Raw genomic sequence first — 19,113 nt, 5'->3', positions numbered from 1 at the left:
CTAGCAATGGGAATTTGGAAGACAACGAGGGTCTCGCAGCGATGCTGTTTCTGGTTTTCGGGGAAACCAAAATGCTGTTCGCTTGCAGACTTCTACCAACATTAACATCACTGGAACCTCAATTAAAACACCGACAACTGTGGCCAATGCTGCACCTGAGTTTAAGCCAAAAAGCATGACAGCCGTAGCAATCGCTACCTCAAAATGATTGCTAGCACCAATCAGCGCGGCCGGTGCTGAATCTTCGTAGCACAGGTTGAGTTTTAAAGCTGCTACATAAGAAATCAGAAAAATGAAGTTTGTTTGGATAAACAGAGGCACAGCAATTAAAAGAATGTGCAGAGGATTGTTAACAATCAACTCTCCTTTGAAGGCAAACAAAAGAATTAGCGTAATCAAAAGGGCAGCGGTAGCAACTGGACTCAAATATTGCATAAACTCTCGTTCAAACCATTCTCGCCCTTTATGTTTGAAAATCCAGAAACGGCTATACATTCCGGCGGCTAATGGCAAACCCACATAAATGAATACAGACAATACTATTGTCTGCCAAGGAACAACTAAATCATTTGCTGCTAACAGCCATCTGCCTAATGGTGCATATAAAAACAGCATGGCTAGGGAATTAACGGCAACCATAACGAGGGTATGTCCTTGATTTCCGTAGGAGAGATATCCCCACATTAAAACCATCGCCGTACAAGGGGCAATTCCTAATAATATTGTACCCGCAATGTAGGAACTAGCGATGGAGACTTCACTGCCACGAATTATTTCGCTGCCTGTAATGAGGGGGCGAAATAGCCAACCTAAGAAAAACTGAGAAAAGGCTACCATTGTCAATGGTTTGATGAGCCAGTTGACGACTAATGTTAAGATTACTGGTTTGGGCGATCGCGCTGCATGGGCTGCCTGGGTAAAGTCAATTTTTACCATGATGGGATACATCATAAAAAATAGACAAATGGCAATAGGAATTGACACCTGATAAAAGCTGAGAGCATCAAGGGTGACGGCGACGCTGGGGAATAATCTACCGAGAATAATACCGGCTACAATGCAAAGAAATACCCAAAGGGTGAGGTATCTTTCAAAAAAACTGAGCTTGCTTCCTGCTTGGACAGGTGAGTTCGTTGCTTGAGGATGGTTCATTTTAGTTAACTGGTAAGTGAAAATTCATGAGAAAAAATTAAAATTTAGCCTGCTGTCGCAATAACTCGCCAATAGTCAAGTCAAGCTGAGCTTGACCACCAAAAACTGTGCCCACCTTCCCATTGTAAAAGTGCTGATAAATTAGTTGATATCCTTCTTTTGGTAAAGGAATATAACCCACAGAACTAACTAAGGTCGGAGCTTTCTTCATGTAGAATTCTACAAAGTTGCGTAGTTCTACTTTATTTTGAGCCGAGTTGTAGTTGACATAGATAAATAGAGGTCGTGCCAGGGGCTGATACTGAGCTTTTTCTACAGTTTCGCGGGATGGCAACACTGCTCCTTTGCCTCTGTCAATACCTACAGCTTTCAATTGACTTTGGTTGTCTTCGTAATAGGACAATCCAAAGTAACCTAAAGCATTTTCGTCTTTAATAACTCCTTGCGCTAAAACATTATCATCTTCACTAGCTGTATAGTCGGTGCGGCTGGCTTTCGCAGTACCTACTGTTGCCTCTGTGAAGTAGTCAAATGTACCGGAATCTTTGCCTGCACCGTAAAGGGTTATAGGTCGATTTGGCCAATTGGGTCGAATCTGATTCCAGCGGGTAATTTTTCCTTGGGCGGCGGGTTCCCAAAGTTTTTTTAGTTCGGCTACAGTAATGTCTTTTGCCCAGTCATTTTTGGGATTGACTACTACTGTGAGCGCGTCAAATGCGACAGGTAATTCGTAGTAGCGGATGCCAGCTTTGTTGCAGGCTTCCATTTCCCCTGGGCTGATGGGTCGCGAGGCGTTGCTGATGTCAGTTTCGCCAGCACAAAACTTTCTAAATCCTCCACCCGTACCGGAGAATTCAACAGTAATTGATGCTTTTTTGGGATTGGTATTTTGATATTCTTTCGCGATCGCATCCGTAATTGGATACACAGTGCTGGAACCGTCTATTTTAATGCTTTGCGATTCTGGCGACGGGACTTGTCCGCAGGAGTTGAGAAGCCCGATCGCACCTATGGTCAAAGCAATTATACTTAGTGCGAAAACCTTGGGCTTTTCTGCTGGGTTCATTGACCTCACCCAATGCCATAACTAAGGGGTACACTGGAATCATATCAATAAAATTTGATATGTCAAGTATGAGGGAAGACAAATAGCCAATAAACACATTAAGAAAAGTTGATGGGTTAATCTGCGTCAGAACAGGGGCGCGCCGGCAGGATCTGGCTGAAACGGCGGTATTCGGCGAGGTACTGTTCGAGGGCGATAAACTGAGCTAAATTGAGGCTGTAGTAAATCCAGCGACCTTCTTGGCGGCTGCGAACTAAACCAGCTTCTTTTAGGGTTTTGAGGTGAAAAGAGAGTTTAGGCTGGGGGACAGACAGGCGATCGCACAAATCGCACACGCACAACTCCTGTTCCCGCAGCAACTCCAGAATCTGAATCCGCAGGGGGTCAGAAAGAGCGTGAAAGCCTGCGGAGACAAGTTTTTCCGAAATCTGTCGCTGTGAAATGCGATCGGGTGCAGTCGTAGAATTTTTAAGCATCAATTATTTAGAAAACATCCATACAAAACATCATAGTTTCTCAAGTTTCATCCCCGAAAATCAGTGCATTCAGCATCGACAGATCCTTCGGAGTCGATATTACTTCGGAGTCTGTACCCGCGCCGGCACATCAGTGAGTCCGGCTTTTTGCATCAGCGAAATCACCCCTATAGATAAAATTCCCCCAATAATTGCCCCAACAACTACCAGAATGATAAAGACTTTTTGCAGAGTTTTTTTAGTGGCCGGGTGGTACTGTCTCGGCAAGCCTTCACCTTGCTCGTCAACTTCTTGCTCCAACGGGTCTAGCGGATTGGATGGATTTGAGTTAAAGGGATTGGGCGCTTGATTCATGGCTGGCTTTGGTTAAACGATATCAACAACTATTCTAACTTGCGATTTGCACGCAGCAGCTTAAATAATACATTCTGGTTTCACTCAAGACTCTATAAAATTTATTAAGATACCGAGAATTTTACCAACATTATTAATAAAATATTCGCTGGTGTCAATCTCGATCGCAATTCCTTCTAACTTGAAAAATTTCCAGATACTACCAGTGGTGACAACTCCATAAATTGTCTGAATGTCATTTTCTTGACGCTGGTTAAATATTTGTGCTGCGATCGTTTCTGCCATGCACTGTCCTAAGCCGGATTGGATGTTGTCATTTTTGGCTTCAACCAAGGCGATAACTGGGGATTCAATGACTAGCTGTTCCGGCGATCGGCTAATTAGAAAATCGCAATAACCGCTCAAACCCCTAGCAGCGTCTACATTGAATTCTCGACCGGAAAATAAACTCATCCGTTCCGGGAGCCGTTTTTTAATCTCAACTAATATTGGCGCGACAATTAGCTCGGAGCGAGCTTTCTCGGAATTAATTTCTAGTGCTAAAGGCAGATTAAATTGCAAAGTTTCTTGCAAAAAACTGCTTGGTTCTATTGCGGGAATGTCAGCAAACAAGCCCATCTTGCTCGAAAAGGCGATGCCGAAAGTTGCCTTAATTTGTTCTATGCTAAATTGACTGTAGGGCATTTAACTCCCTCTCCCGAAAAATTAAGTGTTTTTAAGAAGCTAACATTATATCACTTGAGGCGCTAAAATTTGAAGCGGGGGTATTTATATACTTGCCTGCTTGTCCAATGCTTTCTGTGAAAGATAACTACTATGACGTTACGCGAACTTCAAGACCGAGCACTGAGGTTGTCTGCCGAGGAGCGATGGCAGTTGATCGATGCCTTGATGCGATCGCTCCAACCCAAACCCCGATCGAAGGTGAAACCGAAGGGTTTAGCCGCTAGTTTAATTGGCATTGCGAAAACGGACGCGCCACCACCTACAGATGCAGAAGTAAAGGCAATGTTGGATGAGCGGTTAGTGCAAAAGTATCTGTAATGAAAGTTTTATTTGATACCAATGTTTTACTGGATGCAATGCTGGCAGGCGAACCTTTCGTAGCGGATGCTGCTTTTTTACTGAATGCAGTTGAATCGGGGCGAGTTGAAGGGTTTATGTCAGCGACAACGGTTACGGATGTGCATTATGTGGTTGGACGACAAACCAAGAGTTCTGAAGCTGCGATTGCCGCCGTAACTCGACTTTTGGCATTGATGGAAATTTGTGCGGTGGATCGAGAGGTTCTGGAGCAAGCGATTGCGCCCTTGATTGCCGGATTTTGAAGATGCGGTGCAGATAGCGTGTGCGATCGAGTTAGAGTTAGAGGCGATCGTTACTCGGGATGTGAATGGATTCGCAGGGTCGCCGATTCCCGTTTTGTCACCTCAAGAACTGAGCAATCGGTTGACCTAGCAGAGGGCTGAATAAATTAGGCTATAGGTGTTTCATCCCCGGCTTCAAAGCCCGGAAATGAAACACTTACAAAAAAAGTATGGGTATCTGTTATCCTTCTGCTTTTGACAAACGATCGAGAGAAATTGTTGCCGCCTTAGATACTTGAGAATTACTATCTTTTTCTAAGTATTTTAAAGCCGAAACGCTCTTAATACTCGGCAAATTGCCCAAAGCTTCAGCCAGCCTCTGGCGGATCAGCCAATCTTCCGACTGAGCAAAATTGAGGATGCGATCGATCGCCCCAATTTCCTTAATTTCCCCCAAAGCCGAAATTGCCGCCTGCTGGATCACCACTTGCTCGCTGTCGAGAGCTTTTAGCAGCACGTCGCGGGCCCGGGGATCTTTGAGATTCCCCAGAGAAACAGCAGCACTGAACCGCACCAGCCATTGAGTATCTTCGTAAAAAGCGCGCACCAAAGCATCAAAAGCTCTGATATCTTCGAGATAGCCCAAAGCACCCGCAGCGTCAGCGCGAATGCCGTAATCCGGGTCAGTTTCTAGCAATTTGACTAGAATGGGATAGCACTCTGCTGTCGGTTTGACCCCAAGAGCAAACACAGCCATCGATCGCACCTGCAAACTTTCGTCGTTCAACACCTTTTTAATCAAAGGCACCGCCTCTGCAGCAGGCACATTCCGCAAGTTAGCCAAAGCCACCATTCGATCGGCGGAATTTTGGCTTTCTAACTTGGCTGCAATTTGCTCTAAGCTTAAAGTTGTCATTATGGATAAATCTTGTAGTAAAACTTTACATTCGGGTTATTTTGATTATAGGGGAGTCTCAGGGTAAAAGCAGGCCGTAAAAACCGCCCTGCGTATTTGAGATGAATGAGATTGCGGATTATTTCCATTAATCTGAAGCTCAGATTAATGGAAATAATCAATTAGAAAGTCTATTATTTAAGTCGCAAGCACAGGCGAGGTGTTACACTATATCGGATAATCCCTAGACTTTATTGTACAGTGCTTAACAAAGCAACAAAAAACTTTTCGTTTCTCCCCCCAAAAAAGTATGATTGTCGTTGAAAGGCATTACATAGACCGGCAGCATCAGTTTTTTAAACAGTTTGATGACTTATCTTTCCTGTCCAAAAATCTCTACAATCATGGTAACTATTACATGAGGCAACACTTTTTTAACTCTGGGTCAAAAGTTGGCGCTGCCAGGAGTCTAAAACAGTTATATGCCATCCTAAAACCCACAGCCGACTATAAATCCTTACCTGCTAAAATTAGCAATCAAGTTCTCAAACAAGTTATTCACGATTGGGAGGCTTGGAAAAAGTCAATAAAGGCTTATTACCGAGATATCCATCAATTTTCATCCCCCCCCCGAATTCCCAAATACAAACATAAAACCTGTGGACGTAACTTGTTAATTTATGATAACCAATCGATAGGACAAAGGGGAAAAAATAAAAATAATGGGCTACTTCATTTATCTCAAAGTGACATAATAATTGCTACAAAAGCCCAAGATGTCATAGAGGTAAGGATAGTTCCTGCCACAGCGACCTACGTTGTTGAGGTTGTTTATGAAAAGCCTGTAACGTTGGTGGATTTAAACCCTCAACTCATAGCAGGTATAGATTTAGGGATTGATAACCTCGTCGCTTTAGCATCAAATAAGCCAACATTTACTCCAACTCTCTATGATGGGAAACATCTCAAATCAATCAATCAAGGTTTCAATAAGCGCCTAGCCTTTTTACAGTCAAAACTTGAGAAAGGGAAATATACCACACCTCAAATCCAGCAAATCACCTTTAAGCGAAACAAGCGAGTTGAAAACTATCTTCATCAAACCAGCAGCTTGATAGTCAAGCAGTTGGTGAACGATCAAATCGGGCAGTTAGTTATTGGCAAAAATGTGGGGTGGAAACAAAATTTACAATTAGGAAAAAAAACGACTCAGACGTTTGTAGCAATTCCTCAATCCACGCTCATAGAAAGGATTACTTACAAAGCTGAGTTAGTGGGAATAAAGGTAACAGTTACAGAAGAATCTTATACAAGTAAGTGCAGCTTTTTGGATTTAGAGCCTGTCGGTAAGCAAGAGTCTTACCAGGGTAAGAGAGTTAAACGTGGGTTGTTTCGGTCGGGGAATGAAACGCTGATTAATGCTGATGTGAATGCAGCCTTAAATATGATTAGAAAAGTAAACGGAAACTCACCCTTTGAGGAGTGCAGCAACCGTATAGAGGTGTTTGCAGTTTCACCTGTACGGGTTTCACCTGTACGAAAAGAGCCACAAAAAATCCGGTAATGTCAAGTATTGCCCGGTTTTTTGTGAACTGTTTCTGCCGTTCCCTAAGGCTTTGCCCGATCGTTAGCCGCCCTCTGACAACCTGCAATCCACTATGCCGTTCTACCACCCACCCTTTTACTCCTCAGCCTTAGAACAAGCGATCGATCGCTACCCCCTCACTGCCGGGCCAGAAACTTCCTTAGCAGTGGCGATCGCCCTGATGAGTCAGTTGCGAAACAGTTGTCCCCTAGTCAAAACACCTGTACCCTCAGACCGGGGGGGGATGACCGAAACATCCACGCCGGAAAAGGTGCGGGCCCGCTGCGTGTTCGTCGTGCAGAACCAGCAGACTATTACCACAGGCAACTTATCCGACAACCCCAGTCGCGGGCTGTTAATCGGCATATTAACTCCCGCCGACTTAGTGAGGCTGATAGCTTCTGGCACAATAGACAACCAGCACAAAGTAGCCCTGCACAAAATACCAATTTCCGAAGTGATGTCCCCGGTGTCGGTCTCCCTCACAGAATCCGATGACCAAGACGTGTTTACCGCCTTATCCTTATTTCGCCAGCACAAGATTCGCTATTTGCCGATCGTCAATCAATTTCGGCACTTGGTAGGAGTGCTGACACGGGAAAGAATTCGCCAAGTATTGCAACCTTCAAACATTCTTAAATTGCGGCGGGTAGCAGAATTAATGACTACGCCAATTACAGCGCCCCACACCGCCTCGCTGCTGACCATAACCGAACTGATGTCAGAGCATCAAGTCAGTTGCGTAGTGATTACAAAAAACAAAGAATTAACAATGGAGAAGCCCAAAGATGACTATACCTCCATTTTTCACTATTCCTTTCACCAACCCCTGGGAATTATTACCGAATATGACATTGTGCAGGCACAGTTTCTTGAACTAAATTTCAAGCAAACCCTAGCTCAAAAAGTCATGAGAACTCCCCTGCAATTTCTTCAACCTTCCGATTCCCTATGGACGGCGCACAAAGAAATGCAGCAGCAACAAGTGCAGCGGTTGGTCGTGTGCGGGGGGCGCGGAGAACTGTTGGGAATTATTACTCAGACCAGCTTGCTCAGAGTCCTCGATCCCACCGAAATGTACCGAGTTGTCAAACAGTTGCAGCAGTCGGTTTATCAATTGCAAGCCGAAAAAGTGGAACTGTTGCAAAGCCGCAACGCCAAACTGGAACAGCAGGTGCGGGAACGGACTGCAAAACTCCACGAACAATTGCAGCGCGATCGGCTGTTAACTCACATTTCTTTGCGGATTCACCAATCCTTAAACCTCGAAGAAATTCTCAACGCCAGCGTCGATGAAGTCCGCCAAGTTTTGCAAGCTGACCGAGTAGCAATCTTGCATTTAGAACCCAGTAATTACGGCATTGTAGTGGCAGAATCCGTTGCCGAAAATTGGCCTTCAATCTTGGGAGAAATCATGCCGCATAATATTTGGCAAGAATCTGCTTCCGTGGTCGAACAGGAAATTTATGCGGTTCCGGATCTCGACCAAGCCTGTTTGAGCGCCGAAAAATATGCGCGGTTCCAGCAAGCGCAAATCAAAGCTTATTTGATTGTACCAATTTTGCAAGACGGCAATTTGTGGGGGATGATGTGTGTTCATCAGTGTTCCAAATCCCGTCAGTGGCAGCCTTCGGAAGTGGATTTGCTGCTGCAACTGGCAACTCAAATCGCGATCGCCATTCAGCAAGCCCAACTCTATCAGCAAGTCCAAAATCTCAACACCGACCTCGAACGCCAAGTCCAAGAACGCACCGCCGAATTGCAGCAAAAAGTTCACGAACTCCAGCATTTAAACGTCCTCAAGGATGAATTTCTCAGCACAGTTTCTCACGAACTGCGGACGCCTTTAGCTAATATAAAAATGGCTATTCATATGCTGCGAATTTCTCCCACACCAGATCGGCGCCAGATTTATCTAGAAATTTTAGAAACAGAATGTACTAGAGAAACAGATTTGATTAATGCTTTGCTAGATTTGCAGCGGCTCGAAGCTGCAACTTGTCCGATCGACCTCGAACCAGTAAACTTAGAAATCTGGCTGCCTACTATTATCGACCCGTTTTACACCCGGGCCCACGACCGCCACCAGGATTTGCGAGTAGAGTGCGATCGCCACCTCCCCACGATCAGTTCCAACCGCGCTAGTTTGGGACGAATTTTAGCCGAGCTCCTCAACAATGCCTGCAAATATACTGCCAATAACGGCGAAATTTTTCTGAAAGTTGAGTGCAAAAACGGAGACTGGGAACAAGGAGGACAAAGGACAAATTCGCGACAAGCAAGTGCTGTGGCTTCAGAAATCCAATTTACACTCAGCAATCAATCGTCCATTTCCAGAGAGGAATTGCCTCGAATTTTTGAGAAATTTTATCGAGTTCCCAACGCAGATCCTTGGAAACAAGGAGGTACAGGTTTGGGTTTAGCTTTGGTTCAAAAACTTGTCGAACAGTTGCAGGGAAAAATTGAGGTTGATAGCAGCAATGGCTGGACTAATTTTATCGTCACCTTTCCTACCAACCCGGATGGAAATTAGTCCGCCATCAGTCAATTTGAGATTTGAGATTTGAGATTTTAGACTTGGGCCTAAGAGGTTCGGCAAGCGCGAGCTTCAAGTCGCGCTGAGTCGAACGATTTTAGATTTTCGATTTACTCCACAGACGAATCTGGGAGATTGAACAAGAGTCTAAAATTTTGGGAGTTCCATGAATGCTGTCGGGGGTTGGTATCGATTTTTTGGGGGTCATCTTTGTTGGGTATCACTCTTTTTTGGGAGCTAGTTTGCGGATACGAGACGGCGCTGGTGTCAAATTCAAATATTCATTTTTATCTTCAACAACTGATGATCTCGATGCTGCTGAATACTTCTTGCGTTTAGGGGCATGATTCGCAACTGTGCCCAAGCATGGTATGCCAAAATTTTCTAATTGACTGAAAACTTTTTGGACTAAAGAAAAGGGAACCTGGCGAATTGCTACAACCATCAGTATGCCATCGGTGCGCGCCGCTAAAAAATTCGTATCTTTACTGTCCGCCAGCGGCGGCGTATCGTAGATAACTAAGTCAAATTTTGCCTGAAGTTCTTCCATTAAATATTGCATCTGAGATGATGCCAGCCGTCTGGCAGTACCAGGCTCCGGGAGACCAGCAGTTAATACAAAAAGATTATCTGCTAGATGCGATCGTTGGATAATTTCATTGGATTCGTTTTTATTGTCGAGCAAGTTGCTCAATCCCTTGACATTAGGCAGTTCCAACAGCAAGTGCAGGCTGGGCGAATGGAAATTTGCGTCTACTAACAGCACTCGCTGACCCGCCAGCGCTGCCACGTGAGCTAAGTTTAAAGCAACCGTAGATTTGCCTTCGCCAACTGTAGCCGAACCAATTGCCAAAGAGCTAATCGTTCGATTTGAAGAAAGAAAGCGGATATTAGTATAAAGAGAGTCAAAAGCTTCTATAAATTCCGCAGCCTTTTTCTTATTACCCTCTTTTCCTTCCAGATAAGCATAGGCATTAGCAATAGAAGGCTGCAATTTTCTAGCATTTTTGTCAAGAGGAATTGCTCCCAATAAAGGCGCTTCAACCGCATCTTTAACGTCATCAGCACAGTAGAAAATATTGCGGAACTTTTCAATGAGGATAGCCGCTCCAAGACCCAAAACTAGCGCCCCAACAACTGCCATCACAAATTTGTTTTTAGCTTTCGTGGCAACTGGAATCAGGTTGCCCTTAGCATCTCGCGGTATCTGTGGTTCAGAAATTATTTCCCAAGGTACTTGGCTTTGAGCTGCTTGGACGCGCAGAGTTTCCCGCTGGCTTAAAAGTTGATCGCGGGTGCGGGCGGCTACTTCTAATTGCTGTTGCAGTTCGTTGTAGCGGCGGGCTATGGTGGGGAATTCTGTTGCTTGTCGGTTTAAATTGTTTTTAGTTTGGCTGATTGCCTGACGGCGAGCTTCTAAGACTTCAACTTCGTTAGCAGTATCAACCAATTGTTTAATCAAGCCTATGCGAATAGAATTTTGAAAATTCTGAACTTTAGAATTGGCTTGGGTGCCTACTAAATTTTGCCCCAAAATTCTATCAGTTTGCTGGTTGAGCAAAGCTACTAAATTTGCCCGCTTGCGCTCTAAAGCTTCCACTATAGGGTTAGCAGATTTAAAACGAGCTGTTTCTACAGCAATCTGACCTTCTACTTCCTTAACCTTGGTCAGCAACTCTTTATATTGAGGTTCTTCGCTTAAAGCGGAAGCGGCAATAGCTTCATTTGGTGTAAAATCTAATTGTTTTTGCAAGTTAGCGTACAGCGTTTTCTGTTCTTGCAGTAGCCTTTGAGTTTCTAACTCTAAAGTTTCTACGGTACGAACTTGCTGCATTAATTGCGCGCCTTGTTCTTGAGGATTGGTAATCTTTTGCTGCTCCTGTATCACCTGTAACTCCGATTTCAGCTTGTTTACGCGCTTATTGAGTCCCGGAAGCTGGTCTTCAATAAAAATAACACCTTCACCAATGCGAGTCTTGCGTTCGTCCAGACTGTACTTTAAATATTTCTTTTTAGTTTCTTGTAAAACGAACTCAACTAATTTAGGATCGGTCCCCATGAAGCGAACTTCCAAAATTTTAGTCAGCGTCATCATATCTTCTCCCACCCGCAAAACGACTAATCCTTTTTTAAGAATTTCCTCGGTAACTTCTGGATATCGTTTTTGGACTTGTTTAACAATAGCCGACAGCATCTGAGGACTCTGGAGAATTTGAAGTTGAGTTGCGTAGTCCAAACTAAAAAAATCTCGACTAGGGACTCCCCCCCCATCGCCGCGATTGGCTAGGGCAGAGGGGTCAGCAATTCTGGCCTCCGTTGTCACGGGTTCCACTAGCATCCGAAAATCGGCTTGATATGTTTTCTTGCCTCCCTTGATCTGATAAACAGCTCCAGCGCCTACTAGACCTATAATCCCAATAATGATTAGGGCTTGTCGCTGAAAAGTCCTCAACAACGGCTTTAGATTCAATCCTTTCTGAGGCTGCGCGCTTAACTCTTCTCCCTCGTCAACGGAAAATTGCTGCACCTGTCGGCTCTGGTTGCTAATTGGTACGATATGAGCGTCCTGTTCTCTTTCCATGTTGACCTCTTGGATATTTTGTGGGTAAAATCAGCTTTCTTCTGCGAGCCTTCGGGTTGATACTTTGAGCATTGGCTTAAGGATATCACACGAAATTATTGGTTGGTCGAGCCCACTTCCTTCTAATAGTTCTCACTACTTTCACATAGTATACAAAAATAACTAAATCCCTATGCTATGCCGGCGGCAAAAGTTCTTTTACAACTGCTGGAGAGTTATATCAGACTGCTTTTGGGGTCTGCTGCCTTGTGCTTGTATTTAGGGTTTCCGGGCGGCGAAGCAAACTTTTTCGGGTGTCGCTCAGCTTCGCGACAGGGGGTTCAATAACTTTACCAAACTTTTACAATTGATCGTAACACCTCAGCCGCCACTTGCACTGGTATTGGTTTGTCCTCTATGGCATTTTTCGGTTCCGAGTCAACGGCCGAAGCACTTGTTAACTTACGCGCTAACTGAGCGGCTAAAAGGTTTTGCATTTCCCATGTAGATATAATTAGCCACCTTCAGCAGATTTTTGGGAACGGCAAGTAATCGAATCAATTTCCGAGAAAAATCTGTTTCTTCTTTTAATTATAAACTTTTTGAGGAGCTGGATGACTGATCAAGTATATAGACTTACAGAGCGTCGTAGCTATATCACAAACTACTCTCTATAGTGCGCGACAGACATAAAATTTAATAATTTGTGTTTTCAACCCCGATGACATCTCGAACAACTCAAGCATTCGGGGTTTTTCTATCGGGGCGGATGGCGTGGCGCGATTTATGTATTTTAGTAAAAAAACTAGGTTTCTGGGTTCCGGGGCTATTACTAAAACTATCGCTTTGATTTGTCTTCCGAGCCAACGATAGCAATCCTTGAGGTAAACGCGCAACGGGCTTTTTTGGGAATTAACCGATGCCATAAGAAGATGACACATTGTTAAATAAAAAAAGAGTTGGCCCCCGATGGGAGGATTGCTATTGATATCGCCCGGATTAGCTATTGGGAATTGTTATTTTTCGCTTTTACTAATTGCCAACTACTCCTTATTAGGGCTTACTGATTTTGTGCTTTTCTTTCTCGCAGTTTCAACAATATTTCTGCATGAACTTCGCGGGTTATTGGATAAAAATATGTAAGAATCATGCCAGCAATTAAAGCAATTGTGGGCAGTGGCCCGATCGCAACTCGAATCGCAAACAGTGCAGACTCTGGCTGTACGGGTGCAGGCTGTCCCGGAACTGTAGATAAAAATCCAGCTCCTTCTAATGCTTGACCTACCAACCACAAACCCCCTGCCAATCCGATTTTTTGCAGCAGTACCATAAACGAATAGAAAACGCCTTCGCGTCTTTCTCCTGTTTGCAGTTCGTCGAGTTCGATCACATCCGGTATCATCGACCAAGGTATTAGATAAGCCGTGGAAACTCCGATACCTGCCATGACTGCTAATAGGTACATTTGCAATACTTGTCCTGGTTGGAGGAAAAACAGTCCAGCTTGGGCAATAATCCACAAACTCATGCCCATAAAATATACGGCTTTTTTGCCGTATCTCTCGCTGACTTTACTCCAAACAAATAGCATGATTAATGCAGTGCCTTGAACTGCGATCGCAACCAAGCTAAAAACGTACTGTGGCTGTTGCATCCAGTTAACAACAAAGTAGGGAATAATAGTAGCAGTTAATTGCACTCCCAGCCAAGAAAAAAGATATATTCCAATGACGTACAAAAAAGGGCGATTGCTAAATGCAATCTGCAACTGTTCTTTTAGTGGCAAAGATGTAGAATTATCTAGTTCGGCGTTTTCTAATAGTTGGGCTGCGACGTGCTTGCGAGTTCCCAAAACGCACCAGTACAAAGGCAAGACAGAGATAACTGCACAGATTGCACCTAATACTAAATATTGTTGATTCGGGTCTTTTTCAAATACACGAAAGATAATTAGAGCTAAGATCAATGAAAGGATGCTGCCGCCAATGGAGAAAGCAAATCGAAAACTATTAAGGCTAGTGCGTTCGTTGTAGTCTTGAGTAAGTTCTGGAGTCAGGGCAGTGTAGGGAAGATTGACAGCCGTGTAGGCGGTGTTGAACAAAATGCTGATCGCAACATAGTACCAAAATAACACTGTGTGATCCGTGCTAGGTACAATCCACTGCAATAAGAAGAATATGCCGAAGGGAATGCCACCATATATTATCCAAGGATATCGGCGGCCCCAAGGATGAGAAGTACGATCGCTCAAAACCCCCACAATCGGGTCATTTATGGCGTCCCAAACCTTGCCAACTACCAAAATATTGCTGGCTAAGCCGGCAGGTAAACCAGCGACATTGGTAAAGAAAACTAGGAGGTAAAATGCTAAAACGTTAGCGGTAATTGCCGGGCCGAGGTCGCCGGCACCGTAAGCTAATTTTGTCGAGAAACTGAGTTTTTGTGTGGCGGGATTGTTGGCGGCTGGTTGAGGCGGGGAAGTGTTGCTCATAAACTTTGATTTCGGGGTTATTTTGCCCGTGGGGGCTTTGTAGTAGGAGTATAACTCGCGCTACGCCCTAATACTAAGTTTTTTGTAGCGATCGGGACGAGCCTGAAAATTTGGTAATTGATAATTGGGTAATTGGTAATTGATAGGTTAGTGGGGGCGGCTTTACCAGATTATTTGTCTTAGGCAATTATGCTTGGTAAAACCTGCCCCTACTTAAGGAAAAAGTTGCGAAATCTGAACTTCTATTCCGGGAAATGCCAGCATTGACAAAACATCATCTTCATTAAATACTGTTTCTTGTCGGTAGTTTGCCTCGTCCGGTTCGCGAAAAACATAAACTTGCGGCGTGTTAACATCAAGTATCCAATAATCACTAATTCCCGCCTTAGCATAAGCCGGTGCTTTCCGCTTGCGGTCTGTTTCTAAAGTCGTGTCAGCTATTTCTATTAATAAGAAAATATTGTCTGGTGCGGGATGAAAATCTTGGTACAGCCGAGGGTCAATTTGCACTACAGCAATATCCGGTTCTGGTTCTGAATTTATACTTAGAGTAACCGGGTCTTGGATGCGAATTAAAGCAAGTCTTGCCAGCAGATTTTTGAGATAGTCGGCTGCACAGAGGTTAGTTGCTGCGTGCGGAGGTTTTTTTGCACTCATTGAAATAATTTGCCCATCAATTAATTCGACTCGTTCATCGGGATTGAGAATGCCAGTTTCGGTCATGCGGCGGTATTCGTCTACAGTCCACAAGCGTACATCTGTTACAGTCATGGCACGATTTCCTTTGGCTATATTATCTATTATCCTAAAGGCAGAAACCGTTTTTTTATCAAAATACTGGATAAGAGACTTTAACAATGGTAAAAAACCAGGTTTATTTGGTATAGTCCCGGACTACTTTAACTCCCAAATTACCAATCTAAAATCCCAAACTAAAATTGCTAGGTCAGCAATCTAGATTTAGCTGTAATTGCTCCCACACACCACAAAATGGCATTGACAATTTCCGATCGCTGAATATCTTCTGCATCTAAAAAACTTGCAAACTCTTCCTCAATATTCAAATGGTCTGCAAAATCATAAAGTATGCGCTTGTATTCAGTTGGCATCGGTATTAAAGTAGCTTTCACTAAATCGAAAAGTGCGTTCAAAGAGTTGAGGATAGTAGCTGACTCGTCAAAATCTTCGGCATCGAGCAAGTACAGCGTTTCTGCAATGTCGCAAATAGCGTCTATTTGTGTGGGTGGCTTTCCCAGTTCGCTGACATCGATATTGCACAATTGGAGAGCGTTAATCGCTAGTTCTGGACGGGTAAAAAATACAAGTTGACCGCCGGCTACTAAGGGCGGCTCTTGTTCTCCATAGACAATTAAAGTATATAGATTTGGTATTTCGGTGCCGGGGTCGATCCGGAAACCGAACAGCCACAACAATTTTTCTGTATTTGGGTTCGCTGTTTGCAGTGTTGTTGGGAAATCTTTTGGTTCTGACATGAATTTTTAATCCCTATAATACGCTCTTAAACTCGGTTACTACGCACTTTTTTTGGTGATAAATCTACACAAAAACCGGGTTTAGAAGGCAAGAGTGCGTAATCTTTTTTCTCCTATAAATTTTGCTGAATAATGTCGCAGCATTCGGCAACAGTGGCTCTTTTTTTCATTGCTGCTACTAGGGCTTCGTAAGCTGATTTGTGGCTTTCTATCAGATTCTTTGCTCGCAGCAAACCCCAGTTTTGTTTGAGTTGAATCTCGGAACTTGGACGGCGCAGTTGTGTTAAAATTGCACTAATTTTGGTGCGGTCTTCTGCTCCTCCTTCTGCACTGCCGTAAACAAATTTTTCGGCGACTATTCCGGCCATCCACACTGTGCAGTATTGGTCTAAAAGTTGGGCGGAAAGAGTGCCACTTTGGAGTTGAGATGCTAATTGTTCGTCTTCAAATCGGACGCCGCCTTGGGCTGTTTGACCTTGTTTAAATGCTTCCCAAGCGTTGAGGGCGTAGCTGGTTACGGGAATTCCCAACAGGTACGCGACTAGGAAGTGTCCGGCTTCGTGGTGAAGGATACGATCGCGCTTTTGTTTGGAAGTTCCCCCCAGCCAATCTAATAAAATAGTACCGCCTTGACCTTGCCACTGGAAACTGTCAAGGGTAGCAAGCCCCAACAGGCAAAAAGTGGCGATCGCAGGTACGGCTTCTGGCAAGTTGAATAGGGGCCCCAACAATATTGAAATGGTGATGGCAAAGATAGAAATAGCGATAATATTCAAAGAAGTGTCTTTCATAATGCGGAATTGGTAACTGGGAATTGGTAATGGGGAATTTGTAATAGGGAATTGGTAATGGGAATTGGTTTTAGAGGTAAACTCAGGTACGATCGCGCGATCGGTTTGCCAGCGTCGGGTCGATCGCAGCAGCCGGGACTTCCGACAAAAACACCACCTTCCAGTTTGACTGAAAATTGCCCCTCCGAAGCCACCGATATTAAAAAGATATTAAAATAAATCAAAGTCCAGTAAAAGTGTTAGTGGAATCCTTCATGTCAGTTTTGGCAGCGATCGCAGTTTTAGGTATCTTGATTGTCGTTCACGAACTCGGCCACTTCCTGGCGGCGAGACTTCAACACATCCACGTCAACCGCTTCTCCATCGGTTTCGGGCCCATCCTCTGGAAGTACCAAGGCCCGGAAACTGAATACGCCCTTCGCGCCTTTCCCCTGGGAGGTTTCGTGGGTTTCCCGGACGACGATCCAGACAGTACAATTCCGCCAAATGACCCGAATTTGCTCAAAAATCGCCCCGTGCTCGATCGGGCGATCGTCATTAGCGCAGGGGTAATTGCCAACTTAATTTTTGCTTACTTCCTGCTGGTGGTGCAATTGGGTACTGTCGGCGCGGCAGAAATGAACTACCTACCGGGAGTTAAAGTCCCGGAAGTCGCCGCAGAAGTCAGTTCGGCCGCGAAACAAGCGGGAATTCGATCGGGCGACGTTGTTCTGTCTGTTGACGGCAAGGAATTGGGCGCTTCCGGCGAAGCAGTCAAATTATTGGTCGCAGCAATCCAAGATCATCCCAACCAACCCCTAGCGTTGGAAATTCAGCGCCAAGAACAAAAATTTGTGGTGACAGTAACTCCTGAAGAGTCGCCCGACGGCAAAGGTCGCATTGGCGTGCAGCTAACTTCTAACGGCACTGTGGTGCGACAGAGGGCCGGATTTGTAGAGGCGTTTAGCAAGGCCGCCAAAGAATTTGAGCGCATTGTGGTGCTGACGGTTCAAGGTTTCGGGCAGTTACTTAGCAATTTCAGCCAGACTGCCGACAAGTTGTCCGGGCCTGTGGCGATTGTGGCGATTGGTGCAGGGATTGCCAAATCGGATGCTGCCAGTTTGTTTCAGTATGCGGTGCTAATTAGCATCAATTTGGCTGTGATTAATATCTTGCCTTTACCTGCTTTGGACGGCGGTCAGCTAGCTTTTCTGTTAATAGAAGGACTGCGGGGCAAGCCTCTGCCGAACCGCATTCAGGAAAATGTCATGCAGACTGGTTTGGTGTTGTTGCTGGGTTTGGGAATTTTCTTGATTATTCGCGATACTGCTAATTTGGCTGGGTTTGATTTGCGAAATTTCATGCAATAGTAAATGAAGGAAGAGGGAAGAAGGAAGTTCGGCAACGGATTCTGTAACGGATGTAACGGATGTAACGGATGTTAGGAAGAAGGAAGAATTATCCCTACTTTTCCCTTTTCCTATTTTCCTATTTTTCCCTCTCCTTTTTTTCCTCCGCAAGCGAGGCAGAGCCTATGGATATCGATTCCCGGGCAGAGCCTGGAAGTTAAAAATAAATGACTAATGACTAATGACTAATGACTAATGACTAATGACTAATGACTACTGACTAATGACTACTGACTAATGACTAAAAAGTTAAGTTTAAAACAACGATCGCTCGAAATTCTGGTTCGCCTCAAACGCCTCTATCCCGAAGCTCCTTGCACTCTCAACTACGAAACTCCCGTGCAGTTGCTGGTGGCGACGATTCTCTCGGCTCAGTGTACGGACGATCGAGTAAATCTGGTAACGCCGGCTTTGTTTAAGCGTTTTCCCGATGCGGTGGCTTTGGCAAATGCTGATTTAGAAGAATTGGAAAGTCTGGTGCGATCGACTGGTTTCTACCGCAATAAGTCTAAAAATATTAAAGGTGCTTGTCAGGCGATCGTCAATAAATTTAACAATCAAGTGCCGCAGCGGATGGAACTGCTACTAGAATTGCCCGGAGTTGCCCGCAAAACCGCTAATGTTGTTCTCGCTCACGCTTTTGGTATTAATATGGGCGTGACGGTAGACACTCACGTCAAACGTTTGACTCAGCGTTTGGGATTGACCGAACATACCGATCCTATAAGGATCGAGCGGGATTTGATGATATTGTTGCCGCAGCCGGATTGGGAAAATTGGTCGATTCGGTTGGTTTATCACGGCAGGGCAGTTTGTAATGCGAGAAATCCGGCTTGCAATATTTGCGAACTTGCAGATTTGTGTCCTTCTGCTAATAGTTTGGTGTTGCACCAAGGTTAAGTACAGGCAAGATGCCTGTACCACAAAAATGTTGAGTTATTGTGGAACAGGCATCTTGCCTGTTGCTAAAAATGTTGAGTTATTGTGGAACAGGCATCTTGCCTGTTGCTAAAAATGTT

Annotated in this window: 19 protein-coding genes; 8 read left to right on the top strand and 11 right to left on the bottom strand. The window is 44.5% G+C overall.

The window, feature by feature from the left end; all coding sequences use genetic code 11:
• From arsB to QT990_RS28940, 5 genes are all read right to left on the bottom strand, one after another.
• On the bottom strand, nt 1–1,152 hold the full coding sequence (gene arsB, locus QT990_RS28960; protein ID WP_333437558.1) for an ACR3 family arsenite efflux transporter: 1,152 nt from the start codon (nt 1,150–1,152) through the stop codon (nt 1–3).
• 37 nt (nt 1,153–1,189) lie between these two features.
• Nucleotides 1,190–2,218, bottom strand: coding sequence for a PstS family phosphate ABC transporter substrate-binding protein (locus tag QT990_RS28955; protein ID WP_333466076.1), 1,029 nt, complete (start codon nt 2,216–2,218; stop codon nt 1,190–1,192).
• A 116-nt stretch (nt 2,219–2,334) separates the two neighbouring features.
• Nucleotides 2,335–2,694 (bottom strand): metalloregulator ArsR/SmtB family transcription factor, encoded by a 360-nt coding sequence (locus QT990_RS28950; RefSeq protein ID WP_333437556.1) that lies wholly within the window; start codon nt 2,692–2,694, stop codon nt 2,335–2,337.
• Nucleotides 2,695–2,793: 99 nt separating this feature from the next.
• Nucleotides 2,794–3,048: a hypothetical protein gene (locus tag QT990_RS28945; protein ID WP_333437555.1), complete on the bottom strand. Its 255-nt coding sequence runs from the start codon at nt 3,046–3,048 to the stop codon at nt 2,794–2,796.
• Between the two features lie 84 nt (nt 3,049–3,132).
• Nucleotides 3,133–3,732: a hypothetical protein gene (locus QT990_RS28940; RefSeq protein ID WP_333145623.1), complete on the bottom strand. Its 600-nt coding sequence runs from the start codon at nt 3,730–3,732 to the stop codon at nt 3,133–3,135.
• Nucleotides 3,733–3,864: 132 nt separating this feature from the next.
• On the opposite strand from QT990_RS28940, the gene QT990_RS28935 reads away from it, so the two are divergent.
• Genes QT990_RS28935 through QT990_RS28925 form a run of 3 tightly spaced genes read left to right on the top strand, consistent with a single transcriptional unit; the run spans nt 3,865 to nt 4,506 of the window.
• Nucleotides 3,865–4,092: a hypothetical protein gene (locus QT990_RS28935; protein WP_106146537.1), complete on the top strand. Its 228-nt coding sequence runs from the start codon at nt 3,865–3,867 to the stop codon at nt 4,090–4,092.
• Nucleotides 4,092–4,376, top strand: coding sequence for a PIN domain-containing protein (locus QT990_RS28930; protein ID WP_333145622.1), 285 nt, complete (start codon nt 4,092–4,094; stop codon nt 4,374–4,376). The genes QT990_RS28935 and QT990_RS28930 overlap by 1 nt, the downstream gene beginning before the upstream one ends.
• The gene (locus tag QT990_RS28925) at nt 4,363–4,506 is read left to right on the top strand and encodes a hypothetical protein (protein ID WP_333145619.1); all 144 of its coding nucleotides are present in this window, start codon (nt 4,363–4,365) and stop codon (nt 4,504–4,506) included. Before QT990_RS28930 ends, QT990_RS28925 begins: the two co-directional genes overlap by 14 nt.
• 90 nt (nt 4,507–4,596) lie before the next feature.
• On the opposite strand, the gene QT990_RS28920 is transcribed toward QT990_RS28925, so the two are convergent.
• Nucleotides 4,597–5,271: a HEAT repeat domain-containing protein gene (locus QT990_RS28920; protein WP_333145617.1), complete on the bottom strand. Its 675-nt coding sequence runs from the start codon at nt 5,269–5,271 to the stop codon at nt 4,597–4,599.
• 289 nt (nt 5,272–5,560) lie between these two features.
• On the opposite strand from QT990_RS28920, the gene QT990_RS28915 reads away from it, so the two are divergent.
• A complete protein-coding gene (locus QT990_RS28915) occupies nt 5,561–6,814 on the top strand; it encodes a transposase (RefSeq protein WP_333145615.1) in 1,254 nt (417 codons plus the stop codon).
• A gap of 94 nt (nt 6,815–6,908) precedes the next feature.
• Nucleotides 6,909–9,368 (top strand): CBS domain-containing protein, encoded by a 2,460-nt coding sequence (locus QT990_RS28910; protein ID WP_333145613.1) that lies wholly within the window; start codon nt 6,909–6,911, stop codon nt 9,366–9,368.
• Between the two features lie 223 nt (nt 9,369–9,591).
• Here the strand turns inward: QT990_RS28910 and QT990_RS28905 are convergent, their stop codons facing one another.
• The 5 genes from QT990_RS28905 to QT990_RS28885 form a co-directional block, all read right to left on the bottom strand.
• Nucleotides 9,592–11,952 (bottom strand): polysaccharide biosynthesis tyrosine autokinase, encoded by a 2,361-nt coding sequence (locus tag QT990_RS28905; protein ID WP_333466075.1) that lies wholly within the window; start codon nt 11,950–11,952, stop codon nt 9,592–9,594.
• A 1,039-nt stretch (nt 11,953–12,991) separates the two neighbouring features.
• Complete coding sequence (locus tag QT990_RS28900) at nt 12,992–14,422, bottom strand: MFS transporter (RefSeq protein WP_333466074.1); 1,431 nt, start codon at nt 14,420–14,422, stop codon at nt 12,992–12,994.
• A gap of 213 nt (nt 14,423–14,635) precedes the next feature.
• Complete coding sequence (locus QT990_RS28895) at nt 14,636–15,193, bottom strand: Uma2 family endonuclease (protein ID WP_333466073.1); 558 nt, start codon at nt 15,191–15,193, stop codon at nt 14,636–14,638.
• A 170-nt stretch (nt 15,194–15,363) separates the two neighbouring features.
• Nucleotides 15,364–15,915 (bottom strand): hypothetical protein, encoded by a 552-nt coding sequence (locus QT990_RS28890; RefSeq protein ID WP_333466072.1) that lies wholly within the window; start codon nt 15,913–15,915, stop codon nt 15,364–15,366.
• Nucleotides 15,916–16,028: 113 nt separating this feature from the next.
• Entirely contained in the window at nt 16,029–16,706 is a 678-nt protein-coding gene (locus tag QT990_RS28885) for an ATP-dependent Zn protease (RefSeq protein ID WP_333466071.1), read from the bottom strand.
• 57 nt (nt 16,707–16,763) lie between these two features.
• On the opposite strand from QT990_RS28885, the gene QT990_RS28880 reads away from it, so the two are divergent.
• From QT990_RS28880 to nth, 3 genes are all read left to right on the top strand, one after another.
• Nucleotides 16,764–16,925, top strand: a complete 162-nt coding sequence (locus QT990_RS28880) for a hypothetical protein (protein ID WP_333144976.1) — start codon at nt 16,764–16,766, stop codon at nt 16,923–16,925.
• A 35-nt stretch (nt 16,926–16,960) separates the two neighbouring features.
• On the top strand, nt 16,961–18,055 hold the full coding sequence (gene rseP / locus QT990_RS28875; RefSeq protein WP_333466070.1) for an RIP metalloprotease RseP: 1,095 nt from the start codon (nt 16,961–16,963) through the stop codon (nt 18,053–18,055).
• Between the two features lie 276 nt (nt 18,056–18,331).
• The gene (nth, locus tag QT990_RS28870) at nt 18,332–18,994 is read left to right on the top strand and encodes an endonuclease III (RefSeq protein WP_333144978.1); all 663 of its coding nucleotides are present in this window, start codon (nt 18,332–18,334) and stop codon (nt 18,992–18,994) included.
• Nucleotides 18,995–19,113 lie beyond the last annotated feature (119 nt).

This window comes from Microcoleus sp. T3_B1, assembly GCF_036700445.1.
Lineage (GTDB): Bacteria > Cyanobacteriota > Cyanobacteriia > Cyanobacteriales > Microcoleaceae > Microcoleus.
The sequence above is the reverse complement of the archived record's forward strand: the minus strand, read 5'-3'. Positions and strand labels throughout refer to the sequence as shown.